The organism is Rathayibacter sp. AY1D1 (assembly GCF_002932635.1).
GTDB lineage: Bacteria > Actinomycetota > Actinomycetes > Actinomycetales > Microbacteriaceae > Rathayibacter.
This window is the reverse complement of the sequence record NZ_PSVY01000016.1, coordinates 17,969-43,127: the sequence shown is the minus strand read 5'-3', so window position 1 is coordinate 43,127 and position 25,159 is coordinate 17,969. Positions and strand designations below refer to the sequence as shown.

Below are 25,159 nucleotides of genomic sequence, written 5' to 3'. Positions count from 1 at the left end.
CCTCCCGCCGACGCCACTCGGCGCCCGCCCGTCAGGACTCGGCGCCGACGATCTCCTCGCGGATGCGCCGCAGGTCCTCGGCGAGCGCCCCCAGCAGGATCCAGTGCTGCGGGTGCGGAGTCGCGATCACGAGCGGCGCGGTGAGAGCGGGCAGCTCGTCCGTGATCGCCTCCGGCTCGGGAACGTCGACCGAGGACTGCACGAGGAGCCGCAGATCGTGGGCGGCCCGGTGCAGCTGGACGGCGATGTCGGCGATCGTCGGCTCCCCGACGAGCTCGTCGTCGTAGAGGTCGTGCACGGTCCGCGTCATGCCCCGGACCCGGGTCACGATGCGCCCCAGCCGCGGGACGACGGAGTCGAGGGCCAGCAGCCGGTCGCGGTGGGCGGAGCGGCGCGGGTTGAGGCGGAGGGACTCCTCGCCGGTCGCGATCGCCTCCTCCGCCTTGCTCTGCATGGTCTGCAGCAGCCGGGCGTTGATGAGCAGCTCGTCGAGCCGACGTCGCGGGACGGGGGCCTGGAGGGCGTCGCCGAGGTCGTCGAGGGCAGCGGCGAGCTGAGCGGTGAGGTCTCCGATCGCCCGCTCGGCCGGTGCCAGCACGACCGGAGGGACGATGAGCACGTTGATGACGACTCCCACCGCCGCGCCCAGCAGGGTCTCGAGGATGCGGTCGAGCGCGTAGTTCGGCGTGACCGCGCCCACCGAGAGCACGAGCATCGCGCTGATCGGGATCTGCACCGCGGAGGCGGGGGTCAGGCGCACGGCCCACCCGACGGCGATCGCGGCCACGATCGCGAGGAGCACGATGATGCTCTCGCCGCCGAGCACCGTGCCGATCACGGATCCGACGATCACGCCGATGATGACGCCGACCGAGCGCTCGAGGGCCTTGGAGAACGACTGGTTGATGCTCGGCGCGACGACGAGGAGCGCGGCGATCGCACCGAAGACGGGCAGCGTCCCCGGGAAGACGACGCCGGCGAGGAGCCAGGTGACGACCGTGGCGGCCGCCGTCTTGACCAGCTGCAGCACCGGCGGCCGCGTCGGCACGGTGAAGCTCGAGGTCAGGCGCATGGGACCACGGTAGCGAGCGCCCGCCGCCTCGCGGTCCCCGCGCGCATCACCGGCTCGCGGCCGCCTCGACGCTCGCGAGCACCGCGCGGAGCGAGCGCGACGCCTCCGCCCGCAGATCGGCGGGCACCCCCGAGAGCAGCGCCCGCTCGGCGTCGAGCACCTCGGGGAAGGCCCGGTCGACCAGCTCCTCCCCCTCGCGAGTCAGCGTGATGAGCGAGCCGCGCCCGTCCGCCGGGTTCGCGGCGCGCCGCACCAGGCCCCGACGCTCCAGCGAGTGCACGCGCTTGGTGATCGCGGGAGCGGAGGCGAGGGCGATCGTCCGGAGGGTCGTCGGCGACTGCGGAGCGCCGGCGCGACGCAGCGTGGAGAGCACGTCGAACTCGCCGCGGGTCAGCCCGTGGGCGGCGAGCAGCTCCTCCGTCGCCCGGACGATCAGCGCGGAGGCGCGGATCACCCGCCCGACGACGTCGACGGCGGAGGTGTCGAGCTCGGGCCGCAGCACCGCCCAGCCCGCCCTGATCTCGTCGACCGCGTCGCCCGGCTGGCTTTCAGAGTCATTCACACGTAAAGTATATCTGCTTCACCCGTGAAACACTTCTCCGGCCGCCGCCGCTCGGACCCCGATCAGAGGACCCGATGGCCGCCACCCCCGTTCTGCCCCACCCCCGCGAGCTCCTCGCCTTCGGCCCGCACGCCGGCGCCCATCGCGTCGCCCTGCGCGCCGGCGTCTCGATCGCCGTCCCGCTGCTCGTCCTCTGGGCGCTCGGCCGCACCGATCTCGCCCTCTACGCGACCTTCGGCGCCTTCACGGCCCTCTACGGTCGCCAGCACACGCACCGGCCGCGCCTGCTGATGCAGCTGTCGGCAGCCGCGTTCCTCGTCACCACCGTGACCCTCGGCACCGTCGTCTCCCTCTCTCCTCACCGCGACTGGCAGATCATCCCCGTCGTGGTCGCCGTGACCGTCGCGGCCGCCTATCTCAGCGACGCCCTGCACTGGCATCCGCCCGGCCCGCTGTTCCCGGTGTTCGCCGTCACGGCGTGCGCGTCCGTCCCGTCCGAGCCCTCGCGGATCCCGCTCGCCGTCGCTCTCGCCGCGGGCTCCGCCGCCTTCTCGCTCGTCGTCGGCCTGAGCGGTCTCGCGCTCCCCCGCGCACGCCGCCTCGCCCCGACGCCGTGGCGCACCTCGTTCCGCGCGGCGGCGGCCCGTCCGGCGACGCGCGCCGCCCTGCTCCGCTTCGGGGCCGTCGTCCTGGTGGCAGGCACCATCCCGACCGCGACGGGCCTGGGCCACCCCTACTGGGCGATGGTCTCCGCCGTCGCAGCCGTCTCGGGAGCGGACGCGGGCGCCCGCCTCGTGCGCGCGGGCCACCGGATGCTCGGCACGATCGTCGGAGTGCTGATCGCGGCCGCGCTCCTGGCCCTGCCGCTCTCCCCGCTCGCCGTGATCGTGGTGGTGGTGCTCCTCCAGATGACCGCCGAGCTCGTCGTCGGCCGCAACTACGGCCTGACCCTCGCCTTCGTCACTCCGCTCGCGATCCTCATGGTCGAGCTCGCGCATCCCGTCGACGAGCTCGTGCTGCTGCGCGACCGGGCGCTCGAGACCGCGCTGGGCGTGCTCGTCGGAGTCGTGGCGACGCTCCTGACCCACGCCGCGTCGCAGCGCTCGCGCTCCCGCTCCTAGGCTCAGGAGGATGGACCGCACGATCCCCGCTGTGCTCGCCGAGATCACGGCGGCCGTCGCCGAGGTGCGCGACGTCGCACGGTCGCAGCAGGACGGCGCGCGGGCCCGCGTCGCGGACCGGCTCGACGAGCTGTTCGCCGGAGCGACGACCCGCAGAGAGGTGCGGGCGGCGGCCGCCGACGCGCTCGGGCTCTGGGGCGGGGCGGGCTCCTTCTCGGACGTCGGCTCGGCCGAGGCCGACCACGCGGTCACGCGCCTGTACCGGGCCCTGCGCGCCGGCCGCTCCTGGCTGCTCCGCGCCGGCTGACCCGCACGTCGCGACCGCCGCACGACGCCGAGAACGACGAAGGCCCCCTGCTTCCGTGGAAGCGGGGGGCCTTCTCGTTGGCGGTACCGGTGGGATTTGAACCCCATTGGCCTCCCCCACGACGCCCTGCGCCGCAAACTCGCCGCCAGAACATAGGTTTCTTACCACCTCATCGATGACGCGGACCCCCTGTCGGTCCGTCGAGTTGTTGCCAGAGCGTTGCCAACACCTGGCAGCGCACCCAGTCAAAATGCCCTCCGAAAATCGCACCCCCCGCTCGAGGCTTCGCCCGCTGCAAGACCCGCCCTCAGCCACACAGATTTGGCAACCGACGCGATGGTCCCGCCCTCGCTGCGGCGATCTGCGCAGAAATTTCCAATCCCGAGAACGCGGGCATTCCCAACACCAGCGACCGGCAGGAGCCCACTTAGAAGACAAGTAAGTACCGGTCGAGCACGGCCTCACCGACGGCCGGTCCCGGTCCTGGCTCAACAGACAGCCTTCGACGCGACAGTCCGCCGACCAGCCCAAGCGAGGCCGCAGGCGCCCTGCCACCCAGCACCACTGAGTGCTGCTGCCCGAACCCCCAGCGCCAGAACGCGAACCCGTACAGCCGGTGCAGCAATGACCCTGACGGAAGCCAACCCCAGAACGACGTCGACCGTTGGCTACGATGGCCAGCATGCCGGAAGACACGCGCGAGGGAAGCGACTCGCGATGCTGTCAGCCCGATGGCGCGCCCTACCGATGGCTGGATGCCCAGAACCCGAACGATCCGGCGATCGCGCAGCTGGAAGCCTGGCTGGCGACGCTTGGAGCGTTCGCTCGCGACCACGAGCTGGGCGAAATCGACGACCTGTTCGAGGCGGCGGCTCTTGGCAAACTGTGGGACTCAGGCGACGAGACGACGCCCCTGAAACCAATCAGAACCGACCCGGATGTGTACGAGCTGCGCCGGAAGGCCCTCTCGAAGCACCTGAGGTTCTACCACGGCGAGCCACCCAGGTACGCGCAGATCCTCGTCAAGCTGCACCGACACATCAAGGTGGACGACGAGAGCCAGCAAGTAGAGATCGACAAAGCAGTCGCCATCTACCGACCCCACGTACCGCCCTCCGAAGAGGCGGAGGCCGCCCCAGCTGCGTGAGGAACTGTGGCACAACCTCCAGGTTGTGTCGCTAGTATTCCGGCATGCCCCTTCACGCCACTATTGCGTCCGTCGTCGAGGACCTGCGCCTCGCGCGCAGCCGAGCTAAGGTCCTCGCTCGAGAGGACCGCGAGATGCGAGCAAACCTCATTGCTGTACGCGAAGCAAAAAAGCTCACTCAGGCGGAGGTTGGGGCTCGGATGGGCGTGAGCCCCCAGGCAATCAGCAAGCTGGAGCGTTACGACGCCGACCCGAAGTTGTCAACACTTCGGCGGTATGCCAACGCCGTGGGCGCGATCGTCGAGCACCGGGTCACCGCCGATCGCGGCCAGTCCGAGTGGATGGCCTCGAACTCAAACTGGCCCGAGAGCTTCAAGCTGCCTCCGCGGTCTGTCCAGGCCACGTCCATCAAGACGACCACCGTCGCCAACTCCGACTGGTCGAGCGAAAAGCGCGCCAACTTCGCGCTCGCGAGCTAGCCGTGTCAGAGGTTCTCAGCGAGGCGGACCTTGCGGCAGTCCACGAACTGATCAACAGCAGTCAGCTCGACCGGGTTGATTTTCATGAACTCTCAGCCCGAAGAGTCGCCGACACGAATACGGAAAACCGCACGGCTGACGACGACGGAAATTTAAATCTCGGAGTCCAGCAGCGAATCGACGAGACAAGTTTCGGGGTTCGCCTGAACGCGTCGGTTAGCTTTACCGCAGGTGAAGCAACGGTGAGCGTCGCCGCAGAGTACTCATTGAAAAGTGATTACAAACCATCGAAGCGCACGCTTCAGATTTTCTGTAACGAGGTCGCGATCATGACCGTATTCCCATACCTTCGGGAGGGAATGTCCTCCATCACCACCCGTGTCTTCGGAGAGGCGATCTATCTTCCAGTTGCCGAACGCGGCACCATCTCAGTAGACGTCGATCCGACGTAACCGTCTGACTTGGGTCAGCACAACTGCTGGCCTTCATTTTCAAGGGCCGGAGAGGCGACGCGTTGGCTAATCTATCTGCACTGACGGACCCTCAATCTGTCCTCGACTCCATAGGCGAGTTCAAGTTGTTGGGCAGGGATGCCTTCCTAAAGAAGTACGGCTTTCAAGAATCACGAGACTGGTTCGTACGAGTTGGCGGAAACCTGTACGACTCGAAGGCCGTAATTGCTGCCGCATACGCGCGGCAGCATCCGTCCGCGAGGGCGTTACAGCCAGCAGACTTCTCCGGAGGGACGGCGGGCGCAGTTCGGGCCATAATTCGTCTGGGGTATGAGGTCGTTACCCGCGCACAAATCGCGCCACCTCAGCCGGGTCAGCGATTCGCAAGTCGTACGGAGATTTACGAAGCTTTCGGCGGAGACAAAGTCGCTGGCATCGTCCGCTTCCCTGGCGATGATGTCGTGAATGTGTTCTCTGACGCAAAGGGACCCTACTCCGACGGGCTGCCCTCTCTAGTTGAGGACTTCGGCTACCGAGGCGAAGGCCTCAACGGTGATCATGAGCCTCTAGCTGGCGGCAACGCACTTCTACATGCCACGCACGCCGAGAGGAAAGCGGCACGATTCTGGTACCGGCCGCGCGGCGGCCCATTCACGTTTATGGCTTGGGTGATCGTATTAGGACACGCGTGGGTTCCTGGGGTAGGGCGAGACGGTATCGCGCGCGCAGAACTCGATTGGAGACTTCGCGCCGTACTGTCCCCGGACCCCAGTGCCTGGGATCTCGCGCAAGCGGCCCTCGAAAACGCCCTAAGCGACGCGGAGGATGCACCAAATAGAGCGAGCACTAAGCTTGGCAGCTACTCGACTATGGTTGATTTCGTCGAGTCGCGAGAGCGTCGGCATCCTCAGATTCGGATCAGCCGGAACGATCACCAGAGGAGTGCTGTAGCGCGAGCAGCTGTCCTGCTGCGGGCGGCTGGCCGTTGCGAGAATCCTAGGTGTACTGGAATGCCGTTTGAGCAGAACCGACGGGGCGAGCCAATCTTGGACGTTGACCACATCAGCGATCTTGCTCTCGGCGGAGCCGATCATCCGCTCAACATGATTGCGCTGTGCCCCAATTGCCACGCGGTGAAGACGCGCGGAGAACGTCTGAGTCAGCTACGAACACAGCTGGTGAAAGTTGCGCGGGCAGCTCATGGGCGGATGCTCTCGCCAGTCATTGAGGCTCAGCCGGAGTGACTGATCCGCGTCGGGCGGCTCCGGCCAGCACGCTGACCCGTTGAGGCAGGAAACCTAGGCCAGTCAGCTGCGTCGGGTCCGCCCGCGCTTGTCCTGGGTCGCAGCAGTCGGTCTGCACTGTGACGTACACCAACCGCTCGAGCAGCAGGCGATCAGTGTCTGTGTTCGACGAGAACTGTCCGGGGGTGCCGGCCCACCCTCCCCCTCCCCGCGCTGGCGCCCGCTCCGCGTTCTGCCGATCGCGGGGCGCGCGAGTCCAGGGGGTGTATCCAAAATCTGACTCGAAGCTTGTGGCCTATTGTCACCCTATGAACAGAGACCCGTTACTCATCCGCCCAAGCGTCCCGAAGGACCATCCCGAGCTACGCACCTCAGCGCACTGGTCGGACGGCTGGAGGGCCGAGCCAAATCAGGAAAAGGCGGCGGCGCTCTGGTGGTGCCTGCGAGCCTCTGAAGATCGAGTGCGCCGCGCCGCTCGAGAGTCTGACGCTTTCGAAGTGTGGACAGCAGCAGTAGAGGCAGTTTGGTGGCTAATTGCGCTTGACGACGGACTGCGGTCCATCTGCGGAGGTCGCTATCGTGCGGCGACTCAAGCATTTAGCGAAGGAAAAGTGCTCACGGGTTTGAAGTGGCTGCGAAATCGTCATGCGCACGAAGTGATGGTGACGGCTAATGCAGGCCCGGTTCGGGACTTCTTCGGGGCCGACCGGAGGCCGGACGAGGACTACGTCTTTTATTTATCCCCGACAGCCCGCTGGAAAAATGCTGATGATATTCACGCTCCTGACGACAAGCAGGCGTGGATGAAACCTTTTTATGCGCAGCACGTCGGGGGAAGAGATCTGGATAGTCCAATCCTGGAGTGCACCGCGTGGCTATCCGATGTTCTTGAGGCATCCGGTCTCAGCCGTCCAGCTGCTCCCGAAGACTCAACATTTCTCCGATAGACCATCAGCGGGTGCGAACGGTCGAACCCTCACATCACTTGGATTTCCTACACGAAGAAGGGCACGTAGGCCGCATTTCGCTTCGAGCTGCCCGCTCGCGGATCGAGCTTGATCAGCCGACGATCTACTGCCGCAGTGATTGTTTGCGAGACCAGCGTCGCTTTGCTGTCAGGCAAGCCAAATCGCGTTCGAAGACTAGCGTTAGTCAGCCGGAAGCCACTTTGATGCCGAAGACAGCAGTGGAGGAATGCAGACCACGCACGGTCATCGATCGTCATGCTGGAGAAATCAGCCGCTGCGAAAAGAGAGATCGTCGTCGCACCGTTTTCCGCGCGAAAGTGAGGTGCAGGACGAAGCAGTCCTTCGATCTGAGCCAAGGCGCGATCTACGCCGCTTCCTCGAACTTCGCAGACCCCCGCAAGTCTCATCGCTTCGGCAAGGTCGGGGTTGCGCGTTCGGGTTTCATCAACGAAGCGGGTCACTTCGATCATTGGTTCACCCGGGTTCCGGATCTCGATCCGGTCTGAAAAAATTTCTACGACGATTTGGGTCGTTTGCTCGTCGAAGTCCTGGTGCACCAATGCATTGGCTATGAATTCGCGCAGCGCCTTCGGAGAGTAGACCGGTCGCACACTTCTTAGCCCCTCTTCGATCGTCTCGTCCACGGGCAGGAGGCTTTGAACGATCGTCAGAAGCGCTTCAAATTCAAGCAGATAGCCGCGTTCTGCGAAGTACTCAAAAGTTGCGGTGACGCGGCTTGCCGTCGCGTACTTGATTACACGCACGCGACGTAGGGCGAGGCCGTCGAACGCCCCTAGGCGCCTTCCAATGAGAACCGCACTCGCCAGCGGGATCGAGTACTGACCATCGAGAGAGCGAATCACTAGTTTGCGGTCGACGAGGTCCTCGACGATTGCGTCGCGTCCGTCGGGCGCAGTCCATGGCATCCGACGGTAGAGCTCCTCGACGTCGAGAAGCTCAAAAATCTGGGGCTCCGCGAGGCCGGCTGCTACGACGCGCTCGGTCGGCCCGCCGTCTGGCTCCGAGAAGATCGCCGCGAGCTGGTGTTGGGGCATCGCCACCAAGCTCTCGCCTGCGCGCATGAGGTACCGACCGTCGAGCGCTATCGGTTGCCCTCGACGCCGCGAGGGAACCGCGAACACCAGTACACGAGCCCCGTCGTACTCAAGCTCGCGAACCACTGCCTTGATCTGCAGCGCTCCAAAGATCCGGTACTCGATGTTCGCGGGGTCTCCGAACGCCCGCGTGCCTGGAACCGTTCGAGGTACCTGGTCCGTAACCCCAAGGATGAGGTACCCTCCTCCTTCGTTCGCTAGCGCGGCACAGTAGCCCAGCGCCTTCTCCGTGCTGAAGGTGTTCTGCGCGTGCTTGAACTCCAGATTGGTGCTCTCGGCTTGCGCGATGACACTGTCGAGAAATTTTTCGTCTGCCGTCTGCGACACCGTGTCGTTCCTTCGGTTGGATTTAATGACCAGAACCGCGCCAATCCGCAGCAGGAACGGTCGCCAGCGTGGTTAACGCGCCGTTGGTTTAAAACACGGTGCCACTGTGGATAACTCCGTTAGACACGATCTACGTGGCGTTCGGGTTCGCTGCGCCCGTACTGCGCCGCCAGTGGTGCGATGGTACCGAGCGTCGTGGTCCTGACGAAACCGCGCGGTGCTTGAACTCGATTTCCCCCACACGGTCGCGCATCGCCCTCGAGCCCCGCCTGGATGGTCTCGGTGCCATCAGACGTTGAGACACGACCGTCTGGATGGGCAGCTGCCGCGCTCAAAGCTCAGCTGGTCGAAGCGGCGACTTCCCCCAAGTGAAACCGTGCCCGACCTCGGGTCGTCGCCGACCATGTCCGCGAGGGTACCTCATCTTGCCTCGTCGCCCGTCTTCCCTGGCCTCTCCAAAAGTGAGCCAGCCAGGGCACCTAGGGCGTCCCTCCTCCGTCTATCTCCTTATGGTTCTTCTGTGGTTCCTTGGGGGGACGCTGAGCGTCCCCCTCGTCGGACGTTTCACGTCGCGGATGGGGGATGCTCAGCGTCCGCGACGCCGGACGGTTTTCGTACCCCTACGAGAGGCGACGACGCGAGGACAAGCACAGCTCGAAGGTTGCGGTCCTACCGTGCCTGCCAGGCGCAACTCTGCGGATCGCACCCGCGGCTTGCAACCCACGGATGGCTTGCTGAACGCGCTTGAAAGCCGCTTCCCGCTCGCGGACGAGCTCCGCGTAGTTCGGGTCGTCGGGTGCAGGCTGGTCAGGGACGCGCCGGCCAAGACCGACTGCAGCGTGCTCCCTGGAACCGAAGTAGATCGGAACCGAGTCCGTGTCTCGAGCTGTTTGAGCCATGTACACGAGCATCAGTCGTTCGTTGGGCGTCAACGGCGAGTCCACTCCGAGCGCGAACGCCTGGCTTACGAGGCGTGCGCCCAGAGCGGCCCACCTCCATGAGCCTTCGCCAGGGCTGCCGGCGATCCCTCACCCTGACAAGGGCGCGGAGCCGTCAGCTCCGTACCGATCATGCCGAGAGCGCCTCACTCGTCCCTCGGCGGACGGTCGACTCGACCCACGCGATCACCTCCGACTCGAGGTAGACCACGGTCTTCGGTGTCGGCTTGCGGTAGAGGGGTCCAGCTCCGCGGAAGCGAAGCTGTGCGAGGTTGGCGCGAGTCATGCCGGGGACCAGCCGGCAGACATCCTCGGGCGCAAGGTAGCGGTCTGGACGGTCGTCGTCCAGGTCCTGGGTCGCACTCATCAGGGAACCTCTCATGTCACGATATGAAACTTCGGTACTCCTGGATCATGACATCTCCGGAATGGTTACGCAAGACGTCCTGAATCAGTACACTCGTCCCATGAGGATCGAGCAGATCGACCGGAGCTTCGGAGCAGCCGTGAGGCTGGCACGGGTTGAGGCCCGCTTGAGCCAGGAGGAGGTGGCGGGACGAGTGACCGAGGTCGGCTACGAGATGAGCCAGGCCACCGTCGGCAAAATCGAGAGGGGAGAGAGGAAGGTGACCATCGGCGAAGCTGAGGCTTTGGCGGCAGCCCTGGAGACGTCCACGAGCGCACTCGTCCGCGGGCCAGAAACAATGACGATTGACATCGTGACCCAGCGCCTCAGGCGACTTCGAGCAGGTGTGAAGCGCGCCCTCCAGGACTTCCAGATCGGCCAACAGGTCGCCGCCAACATGGTCGGCGCTCTGCCGAACGGCGCGGGTGAGGACGCTTTGATCGTCGAACTGATCCTTGAAGCACCCGAAGACGTCCTGCGAGAGGTGAGCCGAGACAACGTGGCGACGAACGCGCACGAGCGCCACCGCGAAGCGATGGAGGTTGAAGAGCACGACTCGATCGAAGACGCAGGATCGATCGAACGCGGAAAATCTGATAGATCGTCACGCCAGAGGCTGATCGAAGAGTACGAAGCGAAGTTCGGCGACACAGCTCCTCCGGCAACAGTCACGAGCCCCGTCGTCGCAGCGATGCTCTACGGCTTCGCATCCTCGTCAGCGACAGAGGAGTCTTCTGATGGGTAGCATCCGCGCCTACGAGACTGTAGCCGGACGACGCTACAGCGTGATGTACCGGAAGCCGGATCACTCCCAGGGCCAGAAAAGAGGTTTCGTCCGCAAGCGTGACGCCCAGCAGTACCTCAACGGCCTGGAGGCATCGAAGACAGCAGGAACGTTTGTCGATGCTGTCGCGGGACGCGTCTTGGTTTCCGCCCTGGGTCCCGCCTGGTTGGCCAGCAGATCGAACCTCAAGCCCTCGTCCCAACGCCCCCTCGAAATCGCCTGGCGCTTGCACGTCGAGCCGGTCTGGGGCAGAAGAGCCATCGCTGACATCCGGCACAGCGAGGTCCAGAGCTGGGTCACGGAGCTGAGTGCCACCAAGAGTGCCACGACGGTACTCCGTGCTCACGGGGTGCTGGCCGGCATTCTCGACGTGGCGGTCCGAGACAGACGGCTCCACACCAACGTCACCCGAGGCGTGAGTCTGCCGCGTAAGAGCGGCAAGCGACGCGTGTACCTCAACCACGCCCAAGTGAATTTGCTTGCCCTCCACGCCGGCCGGCACGCCACACTCGTCTACCTTCTCGCCTACACGGGACTTCGATGGGGGGAGGCGACGGGACTCCGGGTCCGGAATGTCGATCTGATCCGTCGCCGTATCTTGGTGGAAGAGAACGCCGTCAACGTCGGTGGGAAGATCACCGTCGGGACGCCGAAGTCGCACGAAGCACGATCGGTCCCTTTCCCTCCCTTCCTTTCTGAGCGACTCCTGGCTTTGATCGACGAGCGAAGCCCTGAAATGCTGGTGTTCGGCGATGGCGTCAACCACCAGAGGTCGCCCGACACCCGTCGTGGATGGTGGGTAGCCGCGAAGCGCGCCGCCACTGCGGCCGATCTCCACTTCCCGGACGTGACTCTTCACGACCTTCGCCACACTGCAGCGTCGTTGGCCGTTTCCGCGAACGCGAACGTGAAGGTGGTGCAACGCATGCTCGGCCACGCCTCCGCCGCGATGACCCTCGATACCTACGCAGACCTCTTCGACGACGACCTCGATGCGGTCGCTCACTCGATGGAATTTGCTCGGTCTGCTGTAGTTGTTGCCAGCTCGTTGCCAGAAGCCTGACGCAGAGACGAGATCAGTCCCCTACTTCCCCGTATTTACAGGCAAGTAGGGGACTGATCGGTGGCGGTACCGGTGGGATTTGAACCCACGGTGGACGCAAGCCCACACATGTTTTCGAGACATGCTCCTTCGGCCGCTCGGACACGGTACCGGGGTCGAGTGTACGCGACGGCCGGAAGTCGCGCCAATCGAGCGGACGGGCCGCCGTCAGGCGGGGAGGAGGAAGCCGAGCACGCGGTCCCACTCCGGGATCGCGAGCAGGTGGCCGCGGCCGGGCACGACCTCGAGGCGGGAGTCGGGCAGCCGTGCGGCGTACCACTCGGCATGGCGGCGGCCGGCGACCGCGTCCTCGGCGCCGTAGAGGAGGAGCGCGGGCGGCTCGGCGGACTCGACGGCGAAGCCCCACTCCTGCACGCCGTAGCCGATGAGATCAGCGGCCATGCCGAGGGCGCCCTGGGCGGCGGCGCGCTCGAACATGCGCGAGAGGCGCTCGCGGACTCCGGGGGTCTCGAGCACCGCGGTGTCGGCGTCGCCGGAGCCGAGCATCCCGAGCAGGGCGTCCGGGGCGGGGGTCGGGCCGAAGGCGCCCTCGAGGGTGCGGGTGAGCGAGCGGACGGCCTCGTCGAGCGGGAGGTCGGCCAGGCGGGCGAGCTCGGCGCGGTTCTCGTCGCCGACCCACGGCACGGCGCTGTCGGGAGCGGGCGTGCCGATCACGGCGACGCGCTCCACGAGGCCGGGGTAGTTCGCGGCGAGTGCGAGGGCCACGCGGCCTCCCGCCGACCAGCCGGCGGCGCTGACGGAGGCGATGCCGACGGTCGCGAGGTACTCGGCGATGTCGGCGGCGGCCTGCTCGGGGCTGGCGCCGACGCCCGCTCCGGCGGGGTCGAGGTCGGTCAGGAGGGAGGAGGCGCCGTAGCCCGGGCGGTCGAACGAGAGCAGGCGCACCCCGTGGCGCGCGGTCGCCTCCGGGTCGGGGTCGAAGTCCGAGGAGCCGGGAGCGGGATGCGCCAGGACGACGACCAGCTCGGCGCCCTCGGGGCCGGACCAGCTGACTCCGAGCGGGCGGCCGGACTTGAGGACGTGCACTGTCGAGGGCATGTTCCCAGTCTCCCGCAGACGTCCGACGCCGACGGGGCGGCGCTCGGGGCGGAGTCGTTCTCCGAGGCGCGATCCTCCGCCTCCGCCCCTCCGCGACGACGCTCCTCCACAGACGGCTTCCCCGAGACCTCTCCCCCGGCCTGGCGCGCCCCGCTCGCGGCGTCGGTGGTCGACGGTACTGTCGAAGACACGTTCGAACGAGCGGCGGTGTCGGGGGTCCCCCGTAGCGTCGCGCTCGTCCCCCTCCCCCGCCCCGAAAGGACCTCATGGCCTCCTCGAAGACGCGCACCGCCCCGTACCGCTGCTCGGAGTGCGGATGGACGACCGCGAAGTGGGTCGGCCGCTGCGGCGAGTGCCAGCAGTGGGGCTCCGTGATCGAGAGCACCGAGCGCACCGGCCTCGTCCGCGCGGTCGCCGCTGTGGCTCCGGCCGCCGGCCGCATCGCGCGGCCCATCACCGAGATCGAGACCACGTCGGCGGCGCACCGCCCCACCGGCGTGGGCGAGCTCGACCGCGTGCTCGGCGGCGGGATCGTCTCCGGCGCGGTCGTGCTGCTCTCGGGAGAGCCCGGCGTGGGCAAGTCGACCCTCCTGCTCGAGGTCGCGAGCCGCGCTGCGGCCGAGGGCCAGCGGGTCCTCTACGTCAGCGCGGAGGAGTCGGCCGCGCAGGTGCGCATGCGGGCCGAGCGCACCGGCGCGATGCACGACAGCCTCTTCCTCGCGGCCGAGACCGACCTCGCGACCGTGCTCGGCCAGATCGACGAGGTCCGGCCGGACCTGCTCATCGTCGACTCGGTGCAGACGGTCGCGAGCGACACCGTCGACGGCCTGCCCGGCGGTCCCAGCCAGGTCCGCGAGGTCGCCGCGACCCTCATCCGCGTCTGCAAGGAGCGGGCGCTCCCCCTCGTGCTCGTCGGACACGTCACGAAGGACGGCTCCATCGCGGGGCCGCGCCTGCTCGAGCACCTGGTCGACGTGGTCTGCCAATTCGAGGGCGACCGGCAGACGGCGCTGCGCTTCGTCCGCTCGCTCAAGAACCGCTTCGGCCCGACGGACGAGGTCGGCTGCTTCGAGATGACCGCCGAGGGCATCGCCGAGATCCCCGACCCGAGCGGTCTGTTCCTCAGCCGCACCCGCTTCCCCACCCCGGGCATCTGCGTCACGGTCGCGATGGAGGGACGCCGCGCGCTCCCCGTCGAGATCCAGGCGCTCGTGATCGCGAACGACGGCGAGCACCCCCGCCGCGTCACGAACGGAGTCGACGCGTCCCGGGTCGCGATGATCCTCGCGGTCCTCGAGCGGCAGGCGGGCATCCCCCTGCGGCGCTGCGACGTCTACGTGTCGACCGTCGGCGGCGTGAAGCTCATGGAGCCGGCGGCGGACCTGGCGATCGCGGTCGCCATCGCCTCCGCCCACGCCTACACGCCGCTGCGGCCCGGGATCGCCGCGTTCGGCGAGATCAGCCTCTCGGGAGACATCCGGACCGCCTCCGGAGCGAAGCAGCGCGCCTCCGAAGCGACACGACTCGGGCACTCCTCGCACCTCGACTCCAGCGCCTTCACCCTCTCGAGCGCGATCACCCACGCGCTCGTCCCCGTTCCCGAGCGCATCCGTCCGGAGCGGGTGCCCACGCACTGACGGCCGCGTCCCCGGCACGCTGCACACGCACCCGTCCACCGCTCGGAGCCGCTGGCGCCCCCGTCCACCGCATGGTCGAGGATCGCCACCGGAGGCGAACTCGGGCTCGATGGGCACTGCCCGACAGCTCCGCCCGACCACGCGCGCGTCCGCTCCGCCGCGGCCGCCCGTCGCAGCCTGCCCCTAGACGCCGCCTCCGCCGCCGCCTCCGCCGCCCCCGCCCGAGCTGCCGCCACCGCCCGCGCCGCCGCTCGAGGAGCTCGACGAGGATCCGACGTAGCTCGACGTCGACGACGAGAACGAGGACACGCTGCCGGCGAAGGCCGCCGCGTGGAAGCCGTTCGGGCCGGAGTACCAGACCGGCTCCTCGCCGGTGCGCTCGTAGGCCGACGCGAGCTCCGCCGACCACTCCTTCTCGAGACCGAAGAGCACGGCCCACGGCAGCAGGCGCTCCGTCACCTCGACCACCTCGACCGGTCCGACCGTGCGCCGGTCCGCCCCGCGTGGCGACTGCAGCATCGCGATCCGGTCGGCCTCGGCCAGGCGGATGTACAGCTCGAGCCCGCGCAGATGGTCGCGCAGCTCCGCGCCCGCGGCCGTCAGCGGCACCCTCGAGACCAGGATCGTCCCGACGACGGCCGCGACGATCGCGACCAGCATCAGCACGAGCGGGAGCGCTCCGCCGAAGGAGCCGGTCATCAGGAGGATCGCGCCCAGGAAAGCGGCCATGACACCCAGCAGCAGCGGGACGATCACGAGCACGCTGCCGCCGATCGTCCCGGCCTTCTTCAGTCCCGCCTCGGTCACCCTGTTGCCCAGCGCGGTCCGGAACTGTCCGACGGCCTTGCCGAACTCCTTGTCCTTGCCCGAGAGCTCACGCACCGTCCCCGGCACCCGGCCGAGGGCGATGTCGAGGAACTCGCGGTCGTCGGAGGCGAGGGGCCGCGGGCGTCCCGCGCGTCGCGTCGGCGTCGTCGCAGGGTCGAGCACCCGCACGGCGTACTCCTGCTTCCGCCCCTCCCCCGTCTCCTCGATGCGGACGAGACCGCGGACGGCGGCGTCCAGGAGTCCGGCCGCGGGGGCCTTCGACGTCTTCCGCAGCAGCGCGGCGGAGAGGAACAGCCCCTCCGCGGGCGGGTCGTACTCGGCGACGACGGTCGGGCGGCCGGGAGCGTCGCGGAGCACGGTCCGGCGGCGGTGCACGGCGAGCGCGAGGCCGATCAGGACCGCGGCGAGGCCGCCCAGCTGCACCCAGGACCAGCCGGAGGCGAGGTAGCGGTCGTCGCGCGGCGTGAAGGTCCCGGGAGCGAAGCCGATCGCCACGGTCACGTTCTCCCCCGGAGCCAGCGACTCCCCCGATGCCGTGACGACCGCGCCGTCGCGGCCGATCGGACAGGGCGTTGTCGAGCCCTCCGGTCCCCGGTAGCAGCTGACGGTCCCCGTCGCGGCGGAGGCCAGCGACCCGGCGAGCTCGACGCGCACGTCGTAGCGGTCGAAGGACTGGCGCCAGCCCGTGCCGTTGACGTCCCAGTAGAACTCGTCCTCGCCGCTGCGCGTGCCGGATCCAGGCAGGGTCGTGTTGTGCTGCGTGTAGGTGAAGACGTAGGTCTGGCTGCCGCTGACGAACTCGTCCGCCGCGCTGGTGACCAGGAGGAAGCCGTCCTCGCGCTCGGTGTCGACCGGCCGCGCCTCCCCGTCGCCGTCGGTGACGGACACCAGGTCGACGTCGGTCGGGTGCCCCTCGTAGTCGAGCGGGATCGCGCGCTGCATGCCGCGGTTCTGCGACGGCGGGAACTCGGCGACGAAGGTCTCGACGGTGGTCAGCGTCGAGCGGCCCTCCTCGTCGCGGTCGAGACGGAAGTCGGCCGAGTACTCCGAGAACCGGAAGCCGTCCACGTCCGCGCGCACGACACCCGCGACGGGCTGCGGAGCCGCGACAGGGTGCGGAGCCGCCACGGCCTGCGCCGCCGCTCCGCCGACCAGCAGCGGGACCGCGAGGGCGACGGCCGCCGCGCGCCGCGCGACCACCCCCGCCCGGCCGGTCGAGGCGGACAGGATCGTGCCGAGCAGCCCCCACATGCCTGCGATGCTACGCGCCGACGCACGCCCGGCACGTCCCCCGGGCGGACTACTGGAGCAGGAACTGCGTGGGCGAGCCCGAGGGGATGCCGGAGACCGATACCGACAGGTTGTAGGCGGCGCCGCCCGCCTCGACCGCCTCGCGACCGCCGGAGCAGGTGTCGGCGGAGGAGCGGGTGCGGTCCCACGTCAGCGCGCTGCCCATCACCGAGCGGCCCGCCTGGAGGAGCACCGGCAGATCGGCCGCGCCGGTCTGGCAGTCGGTCGAGGTCCAGATCTGCTCGGAGCCGCTCGTGATCGTGAAGACCTGCTTGCTCGTGCCCGCGTCGATCACGCAGTCGGTGCTCGAGATGTTGGCCAGCGAGAGCGAGAGCTGCGGATCCTCGCCGGGCGCGTAGCTCGTGGCGTCCGTGACCGCGGTGACGGCGACGGAGTCGGCCGTGCAGGCGGGTGCGGCGCCGGGCGTCGCACCGGGCGAGGTGGTCGGGTAGAGCGTCGGCAGCACGACGGTCGGCGTGGGGCTCGACGCGGCGTCGGAGCCGGTCATCCGCGGGAGCAGCGACAGCACCACCGCCAGGCCCGCGACGATGACGACCAGCGCGAGCAGCACTCCGGCGCGGCGTCGCCGGTAGACCCGGGAGGGCAGGCGGCGGGGCGGCGGAGTCACCGGGACAGGCTACGACGTGGCGGCGGTCAGAGCGTCTTCAGCATGCGGGTGTTGCCGAGCGTGTTCGGCTTCACCCGGGCGAGGTCGAGGAACTCGGCGACTCCCTCGTCGGGAGAGCGGAGCAGCTCGGCGTAGACCTCGGGGTCGACGACCTTCTCGCCGATCGGCTCGAAGCCGTGGCGGGCGAAGAAGTCGACCTCGAAGGTGAGGCAGAACAGGCGCTTCAGGCCGAGCTCGCGCGCGTCGTTCTCGAGGCGCTCCAGGATGTGGTGGCCCACGCCCCTCCCGAGCCAGTCGTGCGCGACCGCGAGGGTGCGCACCTCCGCGATGTCGTCCCACATCACATGCAGCGCACCGCAGCCGATCGCCGTCCCGTGGCCGTCCTCGGCGATGCGGAACTCCTGCACGGCGCCGTAGAGCACCACGCGGTCCTTGCCCAGGAGGATGCGCTCGTTCACGAGCGGCTCGCTGAGCTCCTGGATGAAGGGGACATCGCTCGTGCGCGCGCGGCGCACCGGGTACTTCCAATCGGCCATTCGACAAGCCTAGGCCGCACCGGGCGCGGGATCCTGCGAGCAGGCGCCCACCCCCGGACGACGACGTGCCCGCCCCCTCGCGAGAGGGGACGGGCACGGGGTCGTTCGGCAGCCTGCTACGACATCAGGTCGGGCGTCGCCGGGCCGGCCGTGGCCGCTCCGGTGGACGCGCCGGCGCTGATCGAGATCAGGCGCGGGGTCGTGGTGAAGACGAACCTGTTGTCGGCGAAGTCCACGTGGATGTGGTCTCCGGCGCCGAGCTCTCCGTGCAGGATCCGCTCGGACAGCTGGTCCTCGATCTCGCGCTGGATCGCCCGGCGCAGGGGGCGCGCACCGAGGGCCGGGTCGAACCCGACCTCGATCAGGCGCTCCTTGGCCGGCTGCGTCAGCTCCACCGTCATGTCGCGGTCGAGCAGGCGGTCGCCCAGGCGCTTGATGAAGAGGTCGACGATCTGGAGCAGCTCGGGCTTCGACAGCTGCGGGAAGACGATGACGTCGTCCACGCGGTTGAGGAACTCGGGCTTGAAGTGCTTCTTGAGCTCCTCGTTGACCTTGCCGCGCATGCGGTCGTAGCCGGTGGCGTTGTCGCCCTCGATCTGGAACCCGACGGGACCACCGGCGATGTCACGAGCACCGAGGTTGGTGGTCATGATGATGACGGTGTTCTTGAAGTCGACGACACGGCCCTGGCCGTCGGTCAGTCGACCCTCCTCCAGGATCTGGAGGAGCGAGTTGAAGATGTCCGGGTGCGCCTTCTCGATCTCGTCGAAGAGGACCACGCTGAACGGCTTGCGGCGCACCTTCTCGGTGAGCTGGCCGCCCTCCTCGAAGCCGACGAACCCGGGAGGGGCGCCGAACAGCCGCGAGACGGTGTGCTTCTCGCCGTACTCCGACATGTCGAGCGAGATCATCGCGTTCTCGTCGTCGAAGAGGAACTCGGCGAGCGCCTTGGCCAGCTCGGTCTTCCCGACGCCCGTGGGGCCGGCGAAGATGAACGAGCCCGAGGGGCGCTTGGGGTCCTTGAGGCCCGCGCGGGTGCGGCGGATCGTCCGCGAGAGGGCCGCGATGGCCTCCTCCTGACCGATGACGCGCTGGTGCAGGGCCTTCTCCATGAAGACGAGCCGCGAGGACTCCTCCTCCGTGAGCTTGAAGACCGGGATGCCCGTCGCCTGGGCGAGGACCTCGGCGATCAGACCCTCGTCGACCACGCCGGTGGCCTTGACGTCGCCCGACTTCCACTGCTTCTCGAGGCGCAGGCGCTCACCGAGCAGCTGCTTCTCCTCGTCGCGGAGCGACGCGGCCTTCTCGAAGTCCTGGTCCTCGATCGCGGCCTCCTTGGCGGAGCGGACCACGGCGATGCGGTCGTCGAAGTCGCGCAGCTCCGGCGGCGCCGAGAGGATCGAGAGGCGCAGGCGTGCGCCGGCCTCGTCGATCAGGTCGATCGCCTTGTCGGGGAGGAAGCGGTCGCTGATGTAGCGGTCTGCCAGGTTGGCCGCCGAGACGATCGCGCCGTCGGTGATGGACACCTTGTGGTGCGCCTCGTAGCGGTCGCGCAGCCCCTTGAGGATGTTGATCGTATGGGGCAGCGACGGCTCCGCGACCTGGATCGGCTGGAAGCGGCGCTCGAGAGCGGCGTCCTTCTCGAAGTGCTTGCGGTACTCGTCGAGCGTGGTCGCGCCGATGGTCTGCAGCTCGCCGCGGGCGAGTAGCGGCTTGAGGATCGAGGCGGCGTCGATCGCGCCCTCAGCGGCCCCTGCGCCGACGAGGGTGTGGATCTCGTCGATGAAGGTGATGATGTCGCCGCGGGTGCGGATCTCCTTCGTGACCTTCTTCAGGCGCTCCTCGAAGTCACCGCGGTAGCGGGATCCGGCGATGAGCGAGCCGAGGTCGAGCGTGTAGAGCTGCTTGTCCTTCAACGTCTCGGGCACGTCGCCGCGCACGATCGCCTGGGCGAGGCCCTCGACGACGGCGGTCTTGCCGACGCCGGGCTCGCCGATCAGGACGGGGTTGTTCTTGGAGCGGCGGGAGAGGATCTGCATGACCCGCTCGATCTCCTTCTCGCGCCCGATGACCGGGTCGAGCTTGTTGTCGCGCGCCGCCTGGGTGAGGTTGCGTCCGAACTGGTCGAGGATCTGCGATCCCCCCTGAGGCTGCTGCTGCTCACCGCCCACGGCGACCTGCTCCTTGCCCTGGTAGCCGGAGAGCAGCTGGATGACCTGCTGGCGCACGCGGTTCAGGTCGGCACCGAGCTTGACCAGCACCTGAGCGGCGACGCCCTCGCCCTCGCGGATGAGGCCGAGCAGGATGTGCTCGGTCCCGATGTAGTTGTGGCCGAGCTGCAGCGCTTCGCGCAGGGACAGCTCGAGGACCTTCTTCGCCCGAGGCGTGAAGGGGATGTGGCCGGTCGGCTGCTGCTGCCCCTGGCCGATGATGTCCTGCACCTGCTCGCGCACAGCGTCGAGCGAGATCCCGAGGGACTCGAGCGCCTTGGCGGCCACTCCCTCGCCCTCGTGGATCAGGCCGAGCAGGATGTGCTCCGTGCCGATGTAGTTGTGATTGAGCATCTTGGCCTCTTCCTGGGCCAGGACGACGACGCGCCGCGCGCGATCGGTGAATCTCTCGAACATGCTGTCACTCCCTACAGAACCCGCAGGGGTGGGCTCCGATACGTCGACTGTAACCAGCGCTCCCCCCGGTGAGCAGGCCTGTTCGCCCTGGGCGTGCACGCGATCCGGGAGGGGTGCGGGCGGCGGTCCCGTCCACCGGTCCATGCGAAGGCATACACTTCCCGCATGAGCAACCTGGAGGAGCATCCCGACGAGCTCCCCGTCGCCGCGGAGCCGGTCCCTCGCGAGCCCGGCGCGGTCGAGATCCTGGAGGCACGGCTCGTCCCGCTCGGCGGTCCGCGTGCGATCGAGGTGCGCCGCACCCTCCCCCAGCGCTCGCGCTCGACGATCGGCGCATGGTGCTTCGCCGACCACTACGGCCCGGTGCGGCTCGGCGAGGAGGCCGGGATGGACGTCCCGCCGCACCCGCACACCGGCCTGCAGACCGTGAGCTGGCTCTTCGAGGGCGAGATCGAGCACCGCGACAGCGTCGGCAGCCTCGCCGTGGTGCGCCCGGGCGAGCTCAACCTGATGACGGCCGGGCGCGGTATCTCGCACTCGGAGGTCTCGACCGGGGGCGCGCCCGTCCTGCACGGGGTGCAGCTCTGGGTCGCGCTGCCCGAGGAGGCGCGGCTCGTCGATCCGTTCTTCGAGCACCACCGCGGCGTGCCCGTGGAGCTGCCCGGCGCGCTGGTGCGCGTCTTCGTCGGAGGGATGCTGGGCGCGTCGGTGCCCGCGAGCACCTTCACTCCGCTGGTCGCCGCCCAGATCGACCTCGAGCCGGGTGCCCGGGTCGAGCTGCCGGTCGAGGAGTCGTGGGAGTACGGCGTGCTCGTCGACGCCGGCCCCGTGGCGGTCGAGGGCGCGGACGTCCCGCGCTCGGACCTCGCCTACCTGGCGCCCGGCCGCTCGCACCTGATGCTGACCGCCGGGGACGCGGGCGCCCGCGTGGTGCTGCTCGGCGGCGAGCCGTTCGCCGAGGAGCTGGTGATGTGGTGGAACTTCGTCGGCCGCAGCCACGACGACGTAGCGGCCGCCCGCGCGCGCTGGCAGTCCGACGTGATCGCCGGGGCGGATCCCGCGGGACCGTTCGGCACCGTCGACGGGTACGGCGGACGCGCGCTCCCCGCGCCCGTGCTGCCGACCGTGCGCCTCAAGCCGCGCCGCCGGGCCTGAGCCGAGACCGTCAGGCCGAGGCGCTCCGAGGCGGGGCCCACGACTCGGGAGCGCGGGAGTCGCGATGATCCCGCTCGACCACCGCGACTCCCGCGCTCTCACCGGCGCGTCAGGACGCGTCCGACTCCTTCTTCGCGGCGGCCTTCGCTGCTGCCTCGCGGTCGGTGGCCTCGGCCGTCTCGCGGAAGGCGCGGCGAGGATCCTGCAGCGCGCTCATCGGCGAGAGGTCGCGCGGAGTGACGGCGTCGACGAGCCAGCCCGTGATGATCCGCCACTTGCGGTCCAGAGTCGGCATCGCCGCTCCGTGGTAGGCGCGGTGCGCGAGCCAGGCGGGGAGGCCGCGCAGCTTCACGCCCTTGATCAGGCCCGCGCCCTTGCCGATGCCGTACTCGGCGACGGTCCCGACGGAGGCGTGGCGGTACTCCTCCACGGTGCCTCCGGTGAGGTCGGCGATGATGTTGCGCGCCAGGAGCTTGGCCTGCCGGACCGCGTTCTGCGCGTTCGGCGGGTAGTACGCGGGCTGCTTCTCGCTGGTGAGGTCCGGCACCTGCGCGCCGTCGCCGGCCGCCCAGGCGCCGCCCACCGGCTCGCCGTCCTCGCGGATGACCCGCAGGCGCGCATCCGCCATGACGTGGCCCTTCGGCCCGCGGGGCGCGTCGGTCGCGTCGAGGATCGGGTTCGGCTTCACGCCGGCGGTCCACACGATCGTGGCCGTCGGGATGCGCTCGCCCGAGGAGAGCTCCACGACGCCGTCCTCGCAGGAGGGCATCGTCGTCTTCAGGTGCACGTGCACGCCGCGCGAGCGGAGGTGGTCGAGCGTCCATTTCGAGAGCTCGGGACCGACCTCGGGGGCGACCCGGTCCAGCGCCTCGACGAGGTGCCAGGTGACGTCGCCCATCGAGAGCGAGGGCTGCGCGGCGAGCGTCTTGCGGCTGAGGTCGAGCAGCTCGCTCAGCGCCTCGACGCCGGTGTAGCCGCCGCCGACGAAGACGAAGGTGAGCAGGCGCCGACGCTCGGCGGGATCGGTGGTGAGCGCCGCCTTCGCGATGTTCTCGATGACGCGGTCGCGCAGGTGCGCCGCCTCCTCCACCGTCTTGAAGCCGATGCCGTGCTCGGCGAGACCCGGCGTGGGGAAGGTGCGGGTGACGGCTCCGAGCGCGAAGACGACCTGGTCGAACTCGATCGTGCGGGTGGAGCCGTCCATCGCGGCGACGGTGGCGCTGCGCTCGGCGAGGCTCACGCCGGTGATCGCGCCGCGGATCACGCGGGTGCGCTTGAGCGCGGAGACCAGCGGCACCGTGACGTGGCGCGGCTGGACGTGGCCGCCGGCGACCTCGGGCAGCAGCGGCTGGTAGGTCATGTAGGGGTTCGGCTCGACGACGGTGACGTCGATCGGCGCCTCCCCCCGTCTCTTCTCGAGGCCCCAGGCCGTGTACAGGCCGACGTAGCCGCCGCCGAGGATGAGGATGCGCGTCGTACGGGATGCCGTCATGTCCGTTCCCTTCTCGAACCCGGCGCCGGGCAGGCGGAACCGGATGGTGCTGAGGACGCTCCGACGCTACGCGGGGCGCGGCGGCCCGCACAGGGACTTGCGCGACGAATCGGTCCCGCGCATCCTCCGCCGGCGGGCGGACGGGAGCCGCGCTACTGCAGCGCCGAGGTGAGCCGCGCCAGGTTGTCGAGCAGGGTCGAGCGGAGCGGCTGCTGCCGCCACTCGCGGAGGGTCAGCTCGCGGGAGTGCTCGCGGTAGTCCTGCTGCACCTGGCGCAGGTCCTCGACGAACTCCGAGCCGCGCACCATGAGCGAGACCTCGAGGTTGAGCGTGAAGGAGCGCATGTCCATGTTGCTCGAGCCGATCACGGCGACGTCGTCGTCGATCGTGAAGTGCTTCGCGTGCAGGATGGTCGGCTTGCGGTACATCCAGATGCGCACGCCCGCGGTCAGCAGCGTCTCGTAGTACGAGCGCTGGGCGTGGTAGACCACGGCCTGGTCGCCGATCTCGGAGACGAAGAGCTCCACGTGCACGCCCCGCCGGGTCGCCGTGGTGATCGCGTAGAGCATCGCCTCGTCGGGCACGAAGTACGGGCTGGTGATGATGATCGACTTCTGCGCCGAGTAGAGCAGCGTCAGGAACAGCCGCAGGTTGTTCTCGCCCTCGAACCCCGGCCCGCTCGGCACCACCTGGCAGTCGATCGTGTCGCGCTGCTGCAGCGCCTCCATCGGCTCCGACTCCCGCAGGAGCAGCTCGTCGGTCTCGCTGTACCAGTCGGTGATGAAGATGGCGTTGATGCCCTGCACCACCGGCCCCTCGAGGCGCACCATCAGGTCGTGCCAGTGCAGGCCGCGACGGATGTTGCCGCGCTTGTTGTAGCTGGAGTCGACGACGTTCTGCGAGCCCATGAAGGCCGCGTTGCCGTCGACGATCAGCAGCTTGCGGTGGTTGCGCAGGTCCGGCCGCTGGTACTGCCCGCGCCACGGCCGCACGGGGAGCATGTACGACCACGAGGCGCCCGCCCGCTCGAGGGCGCGCAGCCGGCGGTGGGTGCCGCTGTAGTAGCCGGGCACGCGGATCGACGCGATGTGGTCGAGGAGGATCCGCACCCGCACCCCGCGGGCCACCGCGCGGTCGAGCGCGTCGAAGAAGGGCGCGGTGGTCGAGTCGGCGGCGAGGATGTAGAACTCGCAGTGCACGTACCGGCGGGCGCGGTCGATCTCGGCGGCCATCGCGCGGATGGTCTGCTCGTAGTCGCCCTGGAGGCGCGCGTCGTTCCCGCCGACCAGCGGCATCGCGCCGAGGTTGCGGTTGAGGGTGACCACCGACTCCAGCCACTGCGGCCACGGGTGCTCCCGGGCGACGCGGTCGATGCCGTCGGTCGACTCCAGGATGAACCGGTTGATCTCCTGCTGCTTCCGGCGGCGCTTGCGCGGCAGCCGGTAGCTCCCGATGAAGAGGAACAGCAGGATGCCGACGTACGGGATCAGGAAGATCGCCATCAGCCAGGCGAGGCCGGTGGTCGGACGGCGGTTCCGCGGCACGACGATCACGGCGATCACGCGGACCACGAGCTCGACGACGACGGCCGCGATCGGGAGGATCACGGCCCAGTCGGGTGCGGGCACCGCGCCTCCTCGTTCGTCGTGCGGAGCCGCTCAGCGGGCGCGGGAGGCACCCGCGCGGCGGCGGTGGTCAGGAGGCGTCGCGGGGAGGCAGGCCGCGGCGCTCGCGCTCGCGGGCCTCGATGCGGTCGTACGCGCGGCGCTCGTTGCGGTCCGAGCGGATGAGGGCGCGCATCACGAACCAGAAGATGGCTCCGACCGTGATCGTCGGCACGAGGGCCCACAGCCCCTGGTTCCACAGCTCCCAGTCCATGCGGC

Annotated in this window: 23 protein-coding genes and 1 tRNA gene; 11 read left to right on the top strand and 13 right to left on the bottom strand. The window is 68.8% G+C overall.

Annotated elements, in window-relative coordinates; genetic code table 11:
* Positions 1 to 31 precede the first annotated feature (31 nt).
* On the bottom strand, positions 32 to 1,072 hold the full coding sequence (locus C5C56_RS11255; RefSeq protein ID WP_104225996.1) for an aromatic acid exporter family protein: 1,041 nt from the start codon (positions 1,070 to 1,072) through the stop codon (positions 32 to 34).
* 46 nt (positions 1,073 to 1,118) lie between these two features.
* A complete protein-coding gene (locus tag C5C56_RS11250; protein ID WP_104307940.1) occupies positions 1,119 to 1,634 on the bottom strand; it encodes a MarR family winged helix-turn-helix transcriptional regulator in 516 nt (171 codons plus the stop codon).
* Between the two features lie 74 nt (positions 1,635 to 1,708).
* Between C5C56_RS11250 and C5C56_RS11245 the strand changes: the two genes are divergently transcribed.
* The 7 genes from C5C56_RS11245 (at position 1,709) to C5C56_RS17510 (ending at position 7,331) form a co-directional block, all read left to right on the top strand.
* Positions 1,709 to 2,755 (top strand): FUSC family protein, encoded by a 1,047-nt coding sequence (locus C5C56_RS11245; RefSeq protein WP_104319611.1) that lies wholly within the window; start codon positions 1,709 to 1,711, stop codon positions 2,753 to 2,755.
* Positions 2,756 to 2,765: 10 nt separating this feature from the next.
* Entirely contained in the window at positions 2,766 to 3,062 is a 297-nt protein-coding gene (locus tag C5C56_RS11240) for a hypothetical protein (protein ID WP_104225999.1), read from the top strand.
* Between the two features lie 682 nt (positions 3,063 to 3,744).
* On the top strand, positions 3,745 to 4,209 hold the full coding sequence (locus C5C56_RS11235; RefSeq protein WP_181137587.1) for a hypothetical protein: 465 nt from the start codon (positions 3,745 to 3,747) through the stop codon (positions 4,207 to 4,209).
* Between the two features lie 44 nt (positions 4,210 to 4,253).
* The gene (locus C5C56_RS11230; RefSeq protein WP_104319610.1) at positions 4,254 to 4,688 is read left to right on the top strand and encodes a helix-turn-helix transcriptional regulator; all 435 of its coding nucleotides are present in this window, start codon (positions 4,254 to 4,256) and stop codon (positions 4,686 to 4,688) included.
* A gap of 2 nt (positions 4,689 to 4,690) precedes the next feature.
* Entirely contained in the window at positions 4,691 to 5,140 is a 450-nt protein-coding gene (locus C5C56_RS11225) for a hypothetical protein (RefSeq protein WP_104319609.1), read from the top strand.
* A gap of 659 nt (positions 5,141 to 5,799) precedes the next feature.
* Positions 5,800 to 6,384, top strand: a complete 585-nt coding sequence (locus C5C56_RS18490) for an HNH endonuclease signature motif containing protein (protein WP_104319608.1) — start codon at positions 5,800 to 5,802, stop codon at positions 6,382 to 6,384.
* 308 nt (positions 6,385 to 6,692) lie between these two features.
* Positions 6,693 to 7,331, top strand: a complete 639-nt coding sequence (locus C5C56_RS17510; RefSeq protein ID WP_146086477.1) for a hypothetical protein — start codon at positions 6,693 to 6,695, stop codon at positions 7,329 to 7,331.
* A 47-nt stretch (positions 7,332 to 7,378) separates the two neighbouring features.
* Here the strand turns inward: C5C56_RS17510 and C5C56_RS11215 are convergent, their stop codons facing one another.
* Positions 7,379 to 8,794, bottom strand: a complete 1,416-nt coding sequence (locus tag C5C56_RS11215; protein WP_104319607.1) for an ATP-binding protein — start codon at positions 8,792 to 8,794, stop codon at positions 7,379 to 7,381.
* Positions 8,795 to 9,862: 1,068 nt separating this feature from the next.
* Complete coding sequence (locus C5C56_RS11210) at positions 9,863 to 10,099, bottom strand: AlpA family transcriptional regulator (protein ID WP_104319606.1); 237 nt, start codon at positions 10,097 to 10,099, stop codon at positions 9,863 to 9,865.
* A 100-nt stretch (positions 10,100 to 10,199) separates the two neighbouring features.
* On the opposite strand from C5C56_RS11210, the gene C5C56_RS11205 reads away from it, so the two are divergent.
* Both C5C56_RS11205 and C5C56_RS11200 read left to right on the top strand, forming a co-directional pair.
* Positions 10,200 to 10,883, top strand: coding sequence for a helix-turn-helix domain-containing protein (locus C5C56_RS11205; protein ID WP_181137585.1), 684 nt, complete (start codon positions 10,200 to 10,202; stop codon positions 10,881 to 10,883).
* A complete protein-coding gene (locus tag C5C56_RS11200) occupies positions 10,876 to 11,985 on the top strand; it encodes a site-specific integrase (protein WP_104319604.1) in 1,110 nt (369 codons plus the stop codon). Before C5C56_RS11205 ends, C5C56_RS11200 begins: the two co-directional genes overlap by 8 nt.
* A gap of 61 nt (positions 11,986 to 12,046) precedes the next feature.
* Here the strand turns inward: C5C56_RS11200 and C5C56_RS11195 are convergent.
* Together C5C56_RS11195 and C5C56_RS11190 are read right to left on the bottom strand one after the other, a co-directional pair.
* Positions 12,047 to 12,136, bottom strand: a tRNA-Ser gene (locus C5C56_RS11195).
* 56 nt (positions 12,137 to 12,192) lie between these two features.
* On the bottom strand, positions 12,193 to 13,083 hold the full coding sequence (locus C5C56_RS11190) for an alpha/beta fold hydrolase (RefSeq protein ID WP_104319603.1): 891 nt from the start codon (positions 13,081 to 13,083) through the stop codon (positions 12,193 to 12,195).
* Between the two features lie 266 nt (positions 13,084 to 13,349).
* Here C5C56_RS11190 and radA point away from each other — a divergent pair, with 266 nt between their 5' ends.
* A complete protein-coding gene (gene radA / locus C5C56_RS11185; protein ID WP_104319602.1) occupies positions 13,350 to 14,720 on the top strand; it encodes a DNA repair protein RadA in 1,371 nt (456 codons plus the stop codon).
* A 183-nt stretch (positions 14,721 to 14,903) separates the two neighbouring features.
* Here the strand turns inward: radA and C5C56_RS17875 are convergent, their stop codons facing one another.
* From C5C56_RS17875 to C5C56_RS11165, 4 genes are all read right to left on the bottom strand, one after another.
* Positions 14,904 to 16,799: a DUF2207 domain-containing protein gene (locus C5C56_RS17875; protein ID WP_181137584.1), complete on the bottom strand. Its 1,896-nt coding sequence runs from the start codon at positions 16,797 to 16,799 to the stop codon at positions 14,904 to 14,906.
* 49 nt (positions 16,800 to 16,848) lie between these two features.
* Positions 16,849 to 17,466 (bottom strand): hypothetical protein, encoded by a 618-nt coding sequence (locus C5C56_RS11175; RefSeq protein WP_104249710.1) that lies wholly within the window; start codon positions 17,464 to 17,466, stop codon positions 16,849 to 16,851.
* Positions 17,467 to 17,492: 26 nt separating this feature from the next.
* Complete coding sequence (locus tag C5C56_RS11170) at positions 17,493 to 18,002, bottom strand: amino-acid N-acetyltransferase (RefSeq protein WP_104269138.1); 510 nt, start codon at positions 18,000 to 18,002, stop codon at positions 17,493 to 17,495.
* Positions 18,003 to 18,118: 116 nt separating this feature from the next.
* Positions 18,119 to 20,629: an ATP-dependent Clp protease ATP-binding subunit gene (locus C5C56_RS11165; protein WP_104234294.1), complete on the bottom strand. Its 2,511-nt coding sequence runs from the start codon at positions 20,627 to 20,629 to the stop codon at positions 18,119 to 18,121.
* Positions 20,630 to 20,794: 165 nt separating this feature from the next.
* Here C5C56_RS11165 and C5C56_RS11160 point away from each other — a divergent pair, with 165 nt between their 5' ends.
* On the top strand, positions 20,795 to 21,784 hold the full coding sequence (locus C5C56_RS11160) for a pirin family protein (RefSeq protein WP_104249709.1): 990 nt from the start codon (positions 20,795 to 20,797) through the stop codon (positions 21,782 to 21,784).
* A gap of 109 nt (positions 21,785 to 21,893) precedes the next feature.
* On the opposite strand, the gene C5C56_RS11155 is transcribed toward C5C56_RS11160, so the two are convergent.
* The 3 genes from C5C56_RS11155 to C5C56_RS11145 all read right to left on the bottom strand — a co-directional run bounded on the left by C5C56_RS11155 (position 21,894) and on the right by C5C56_RS11145 (position 25,154).
* Entirely contained in the window at positions 21,894 to 23,276 is a 1,383-nt protein-coding gene (locus C5C56_RS11155; RefSeq protein WP_104272976.1) for an NAD(P)/FAD-dependent oxidoreductase, read from the bottom strand.
* A gap of 152 nt (positions 23,277 to 23,428) precedes the next feature.
* Positions 23,429 to 24,904, bottom strand: coding sequence for a cardiolipin synthase (gene cls, locus C5C56_RS11150; RefSeq protein ID WP_104224093.1), 1,476 nt, complete (start codon positions 24,902 to 24,904; stop codon positions 23,429 to 23,431).
* Positions 24,905 to 24,971: 67 nt separating this feature from the next.
* On the bottom strand, positions 24,972 to 25,154 hold the full coding sequence (locus C5C56_RS11145; protein ID WP_104224094.1) for a hypothetical protein: 183 nt from the start codon (positions 25,152 to 25,154) through the stop codon (positions 24,972 to 24,974).
* Between the last annotated feature and the right edge of the window lie 5 nt (positions 25,155 to 25,159).

Bases quoted from the DNA above. Each gene is read 5' to 3' on its own strand.
- C5C56_RS11255 (WP_104225996.1), bottom strand. From the start codon at position 1,072: ATGCGCCTGACCTCGAGCTTCACCGTGCCGACGCGGCCGCCGGTGCTG.
- C5C56_RS11245 (WP_104319611.1), top strand. From the start codon at position 1,709: ATGGCCGCCACCCCCGTTCTGCCCCACCCCCGCGAGCTCCTCGCCTTC.
- C5C56_RS11240 (WP_104225999.1), top strand. From the start codon at position 2,766: ATGGACCGCACGATCCCCGCTGTGCTCGCCGAGATCACGGCGGCCGTC.
- C5C56_RS11235 (WP_181137587.1), top strand. From the start codon at position 3,745: ATGCCGGAAGACACGCGCGAGGGAAGCGACTCGCGATGCTGTCAGCCC.
- C5C56_RS11230 (WP_104319610.1), top strand. From the start codon at position 4,254: ATGCCCCTTCACGCCACTATTGCGTCCGTCGTCGAGGACCTGCGCCTC.
- C5C56_RS18490 (WP_104319608.1), top strand. From the start codon at position 5,800: ATGGCTTGGGTGATCGTATTAGGACACGCGTGGGTTCCTGGGGTAGGG.
- C5C56_RS17510 (WP_146086477.1), top strand. From the start codon at position 6,693: ATGAACAGAGACCCGTTACTCATCCGCCCAAGCGTCCCGAAGGACCAT.
- C5C56_RS11210 (WP_104319606.1), bottom strand. From the start codon at position 10,099: ATGAGTGCGACCCAGGACCTGGACGACGACCGTCCAGACCGCTACCTT.
- C5C56_RS11205 (WP_181137585.1), top strand. From the start codon at position 10,200: ATGAGGATCGAGCAGATCGACCGGAGCTTCGGAGCAGCCGTGAGGCTG.
- C5C56_RS11200 (WP_104319604.1), top strand. From the start codon at position 10,876: ATGGGTAGCATCCGCGCCTACGAGACTGTAGCCGGACGACGCTACAGC.
- C5C56_RS11190 (WP_104319603.1), bottom strand. From the start codon at position 13,083: ATGCCCTCGACAGTGCACGTCCTCAAGTCCGGCCGCCCGCTCGGAGTC.
- radA (WP_104319602.1), top strand. From the start codon at position 13,350: ATGGCCTCCTCGAAGACGCGCACCGCCCCGTACCGCTGCTCGGAGTGC.
- C5C56_RS17875 (WP_181137584.1), bottom strand. From the start codon at position 16,799: ATGTGGGGGCTGCTCGGCACGATCCTGTCCGCCTCGACCGGCCGGGCG.
- C5C56_RS11170 (WP_104269138.1), bottom strand. From the start codon at position 18,002: ATGGCCGATTGGAAGTACCCGGTGCGCCGCGCGCGCACGAGCGATGTC.
- C5C56_RS11165 (WP_104234294.1), bottom strand. From the start codon at position 20,629: ATGTTCGAGAGATTCACCGATCGCGCGCGGCGCGTCGTCGTCCTGGCC.
- C5C56_RS11160 (WP_104249709.1), top strand. From the start codon at position 20,795: ATGAGCAACCTGGAGGAGCATCCCGACGAGCTCCCCGTCGCCGCGGAG.
- C5C56_RS11155 (WP_104272976.1), bottom strand. From the start codon at position 23,276: ATGACGGCATCCCGTACGACGCGCATCCTCATCCTCGGCGGCGGCTAC.
- C5C56_RS11145 (WP_104224094.1), bottom strand. From the start codon at position 25,154: ATGGACTGGGAGCTGTGGAACCAGGGGCTGTGGGCCCTCGTGCCGACG.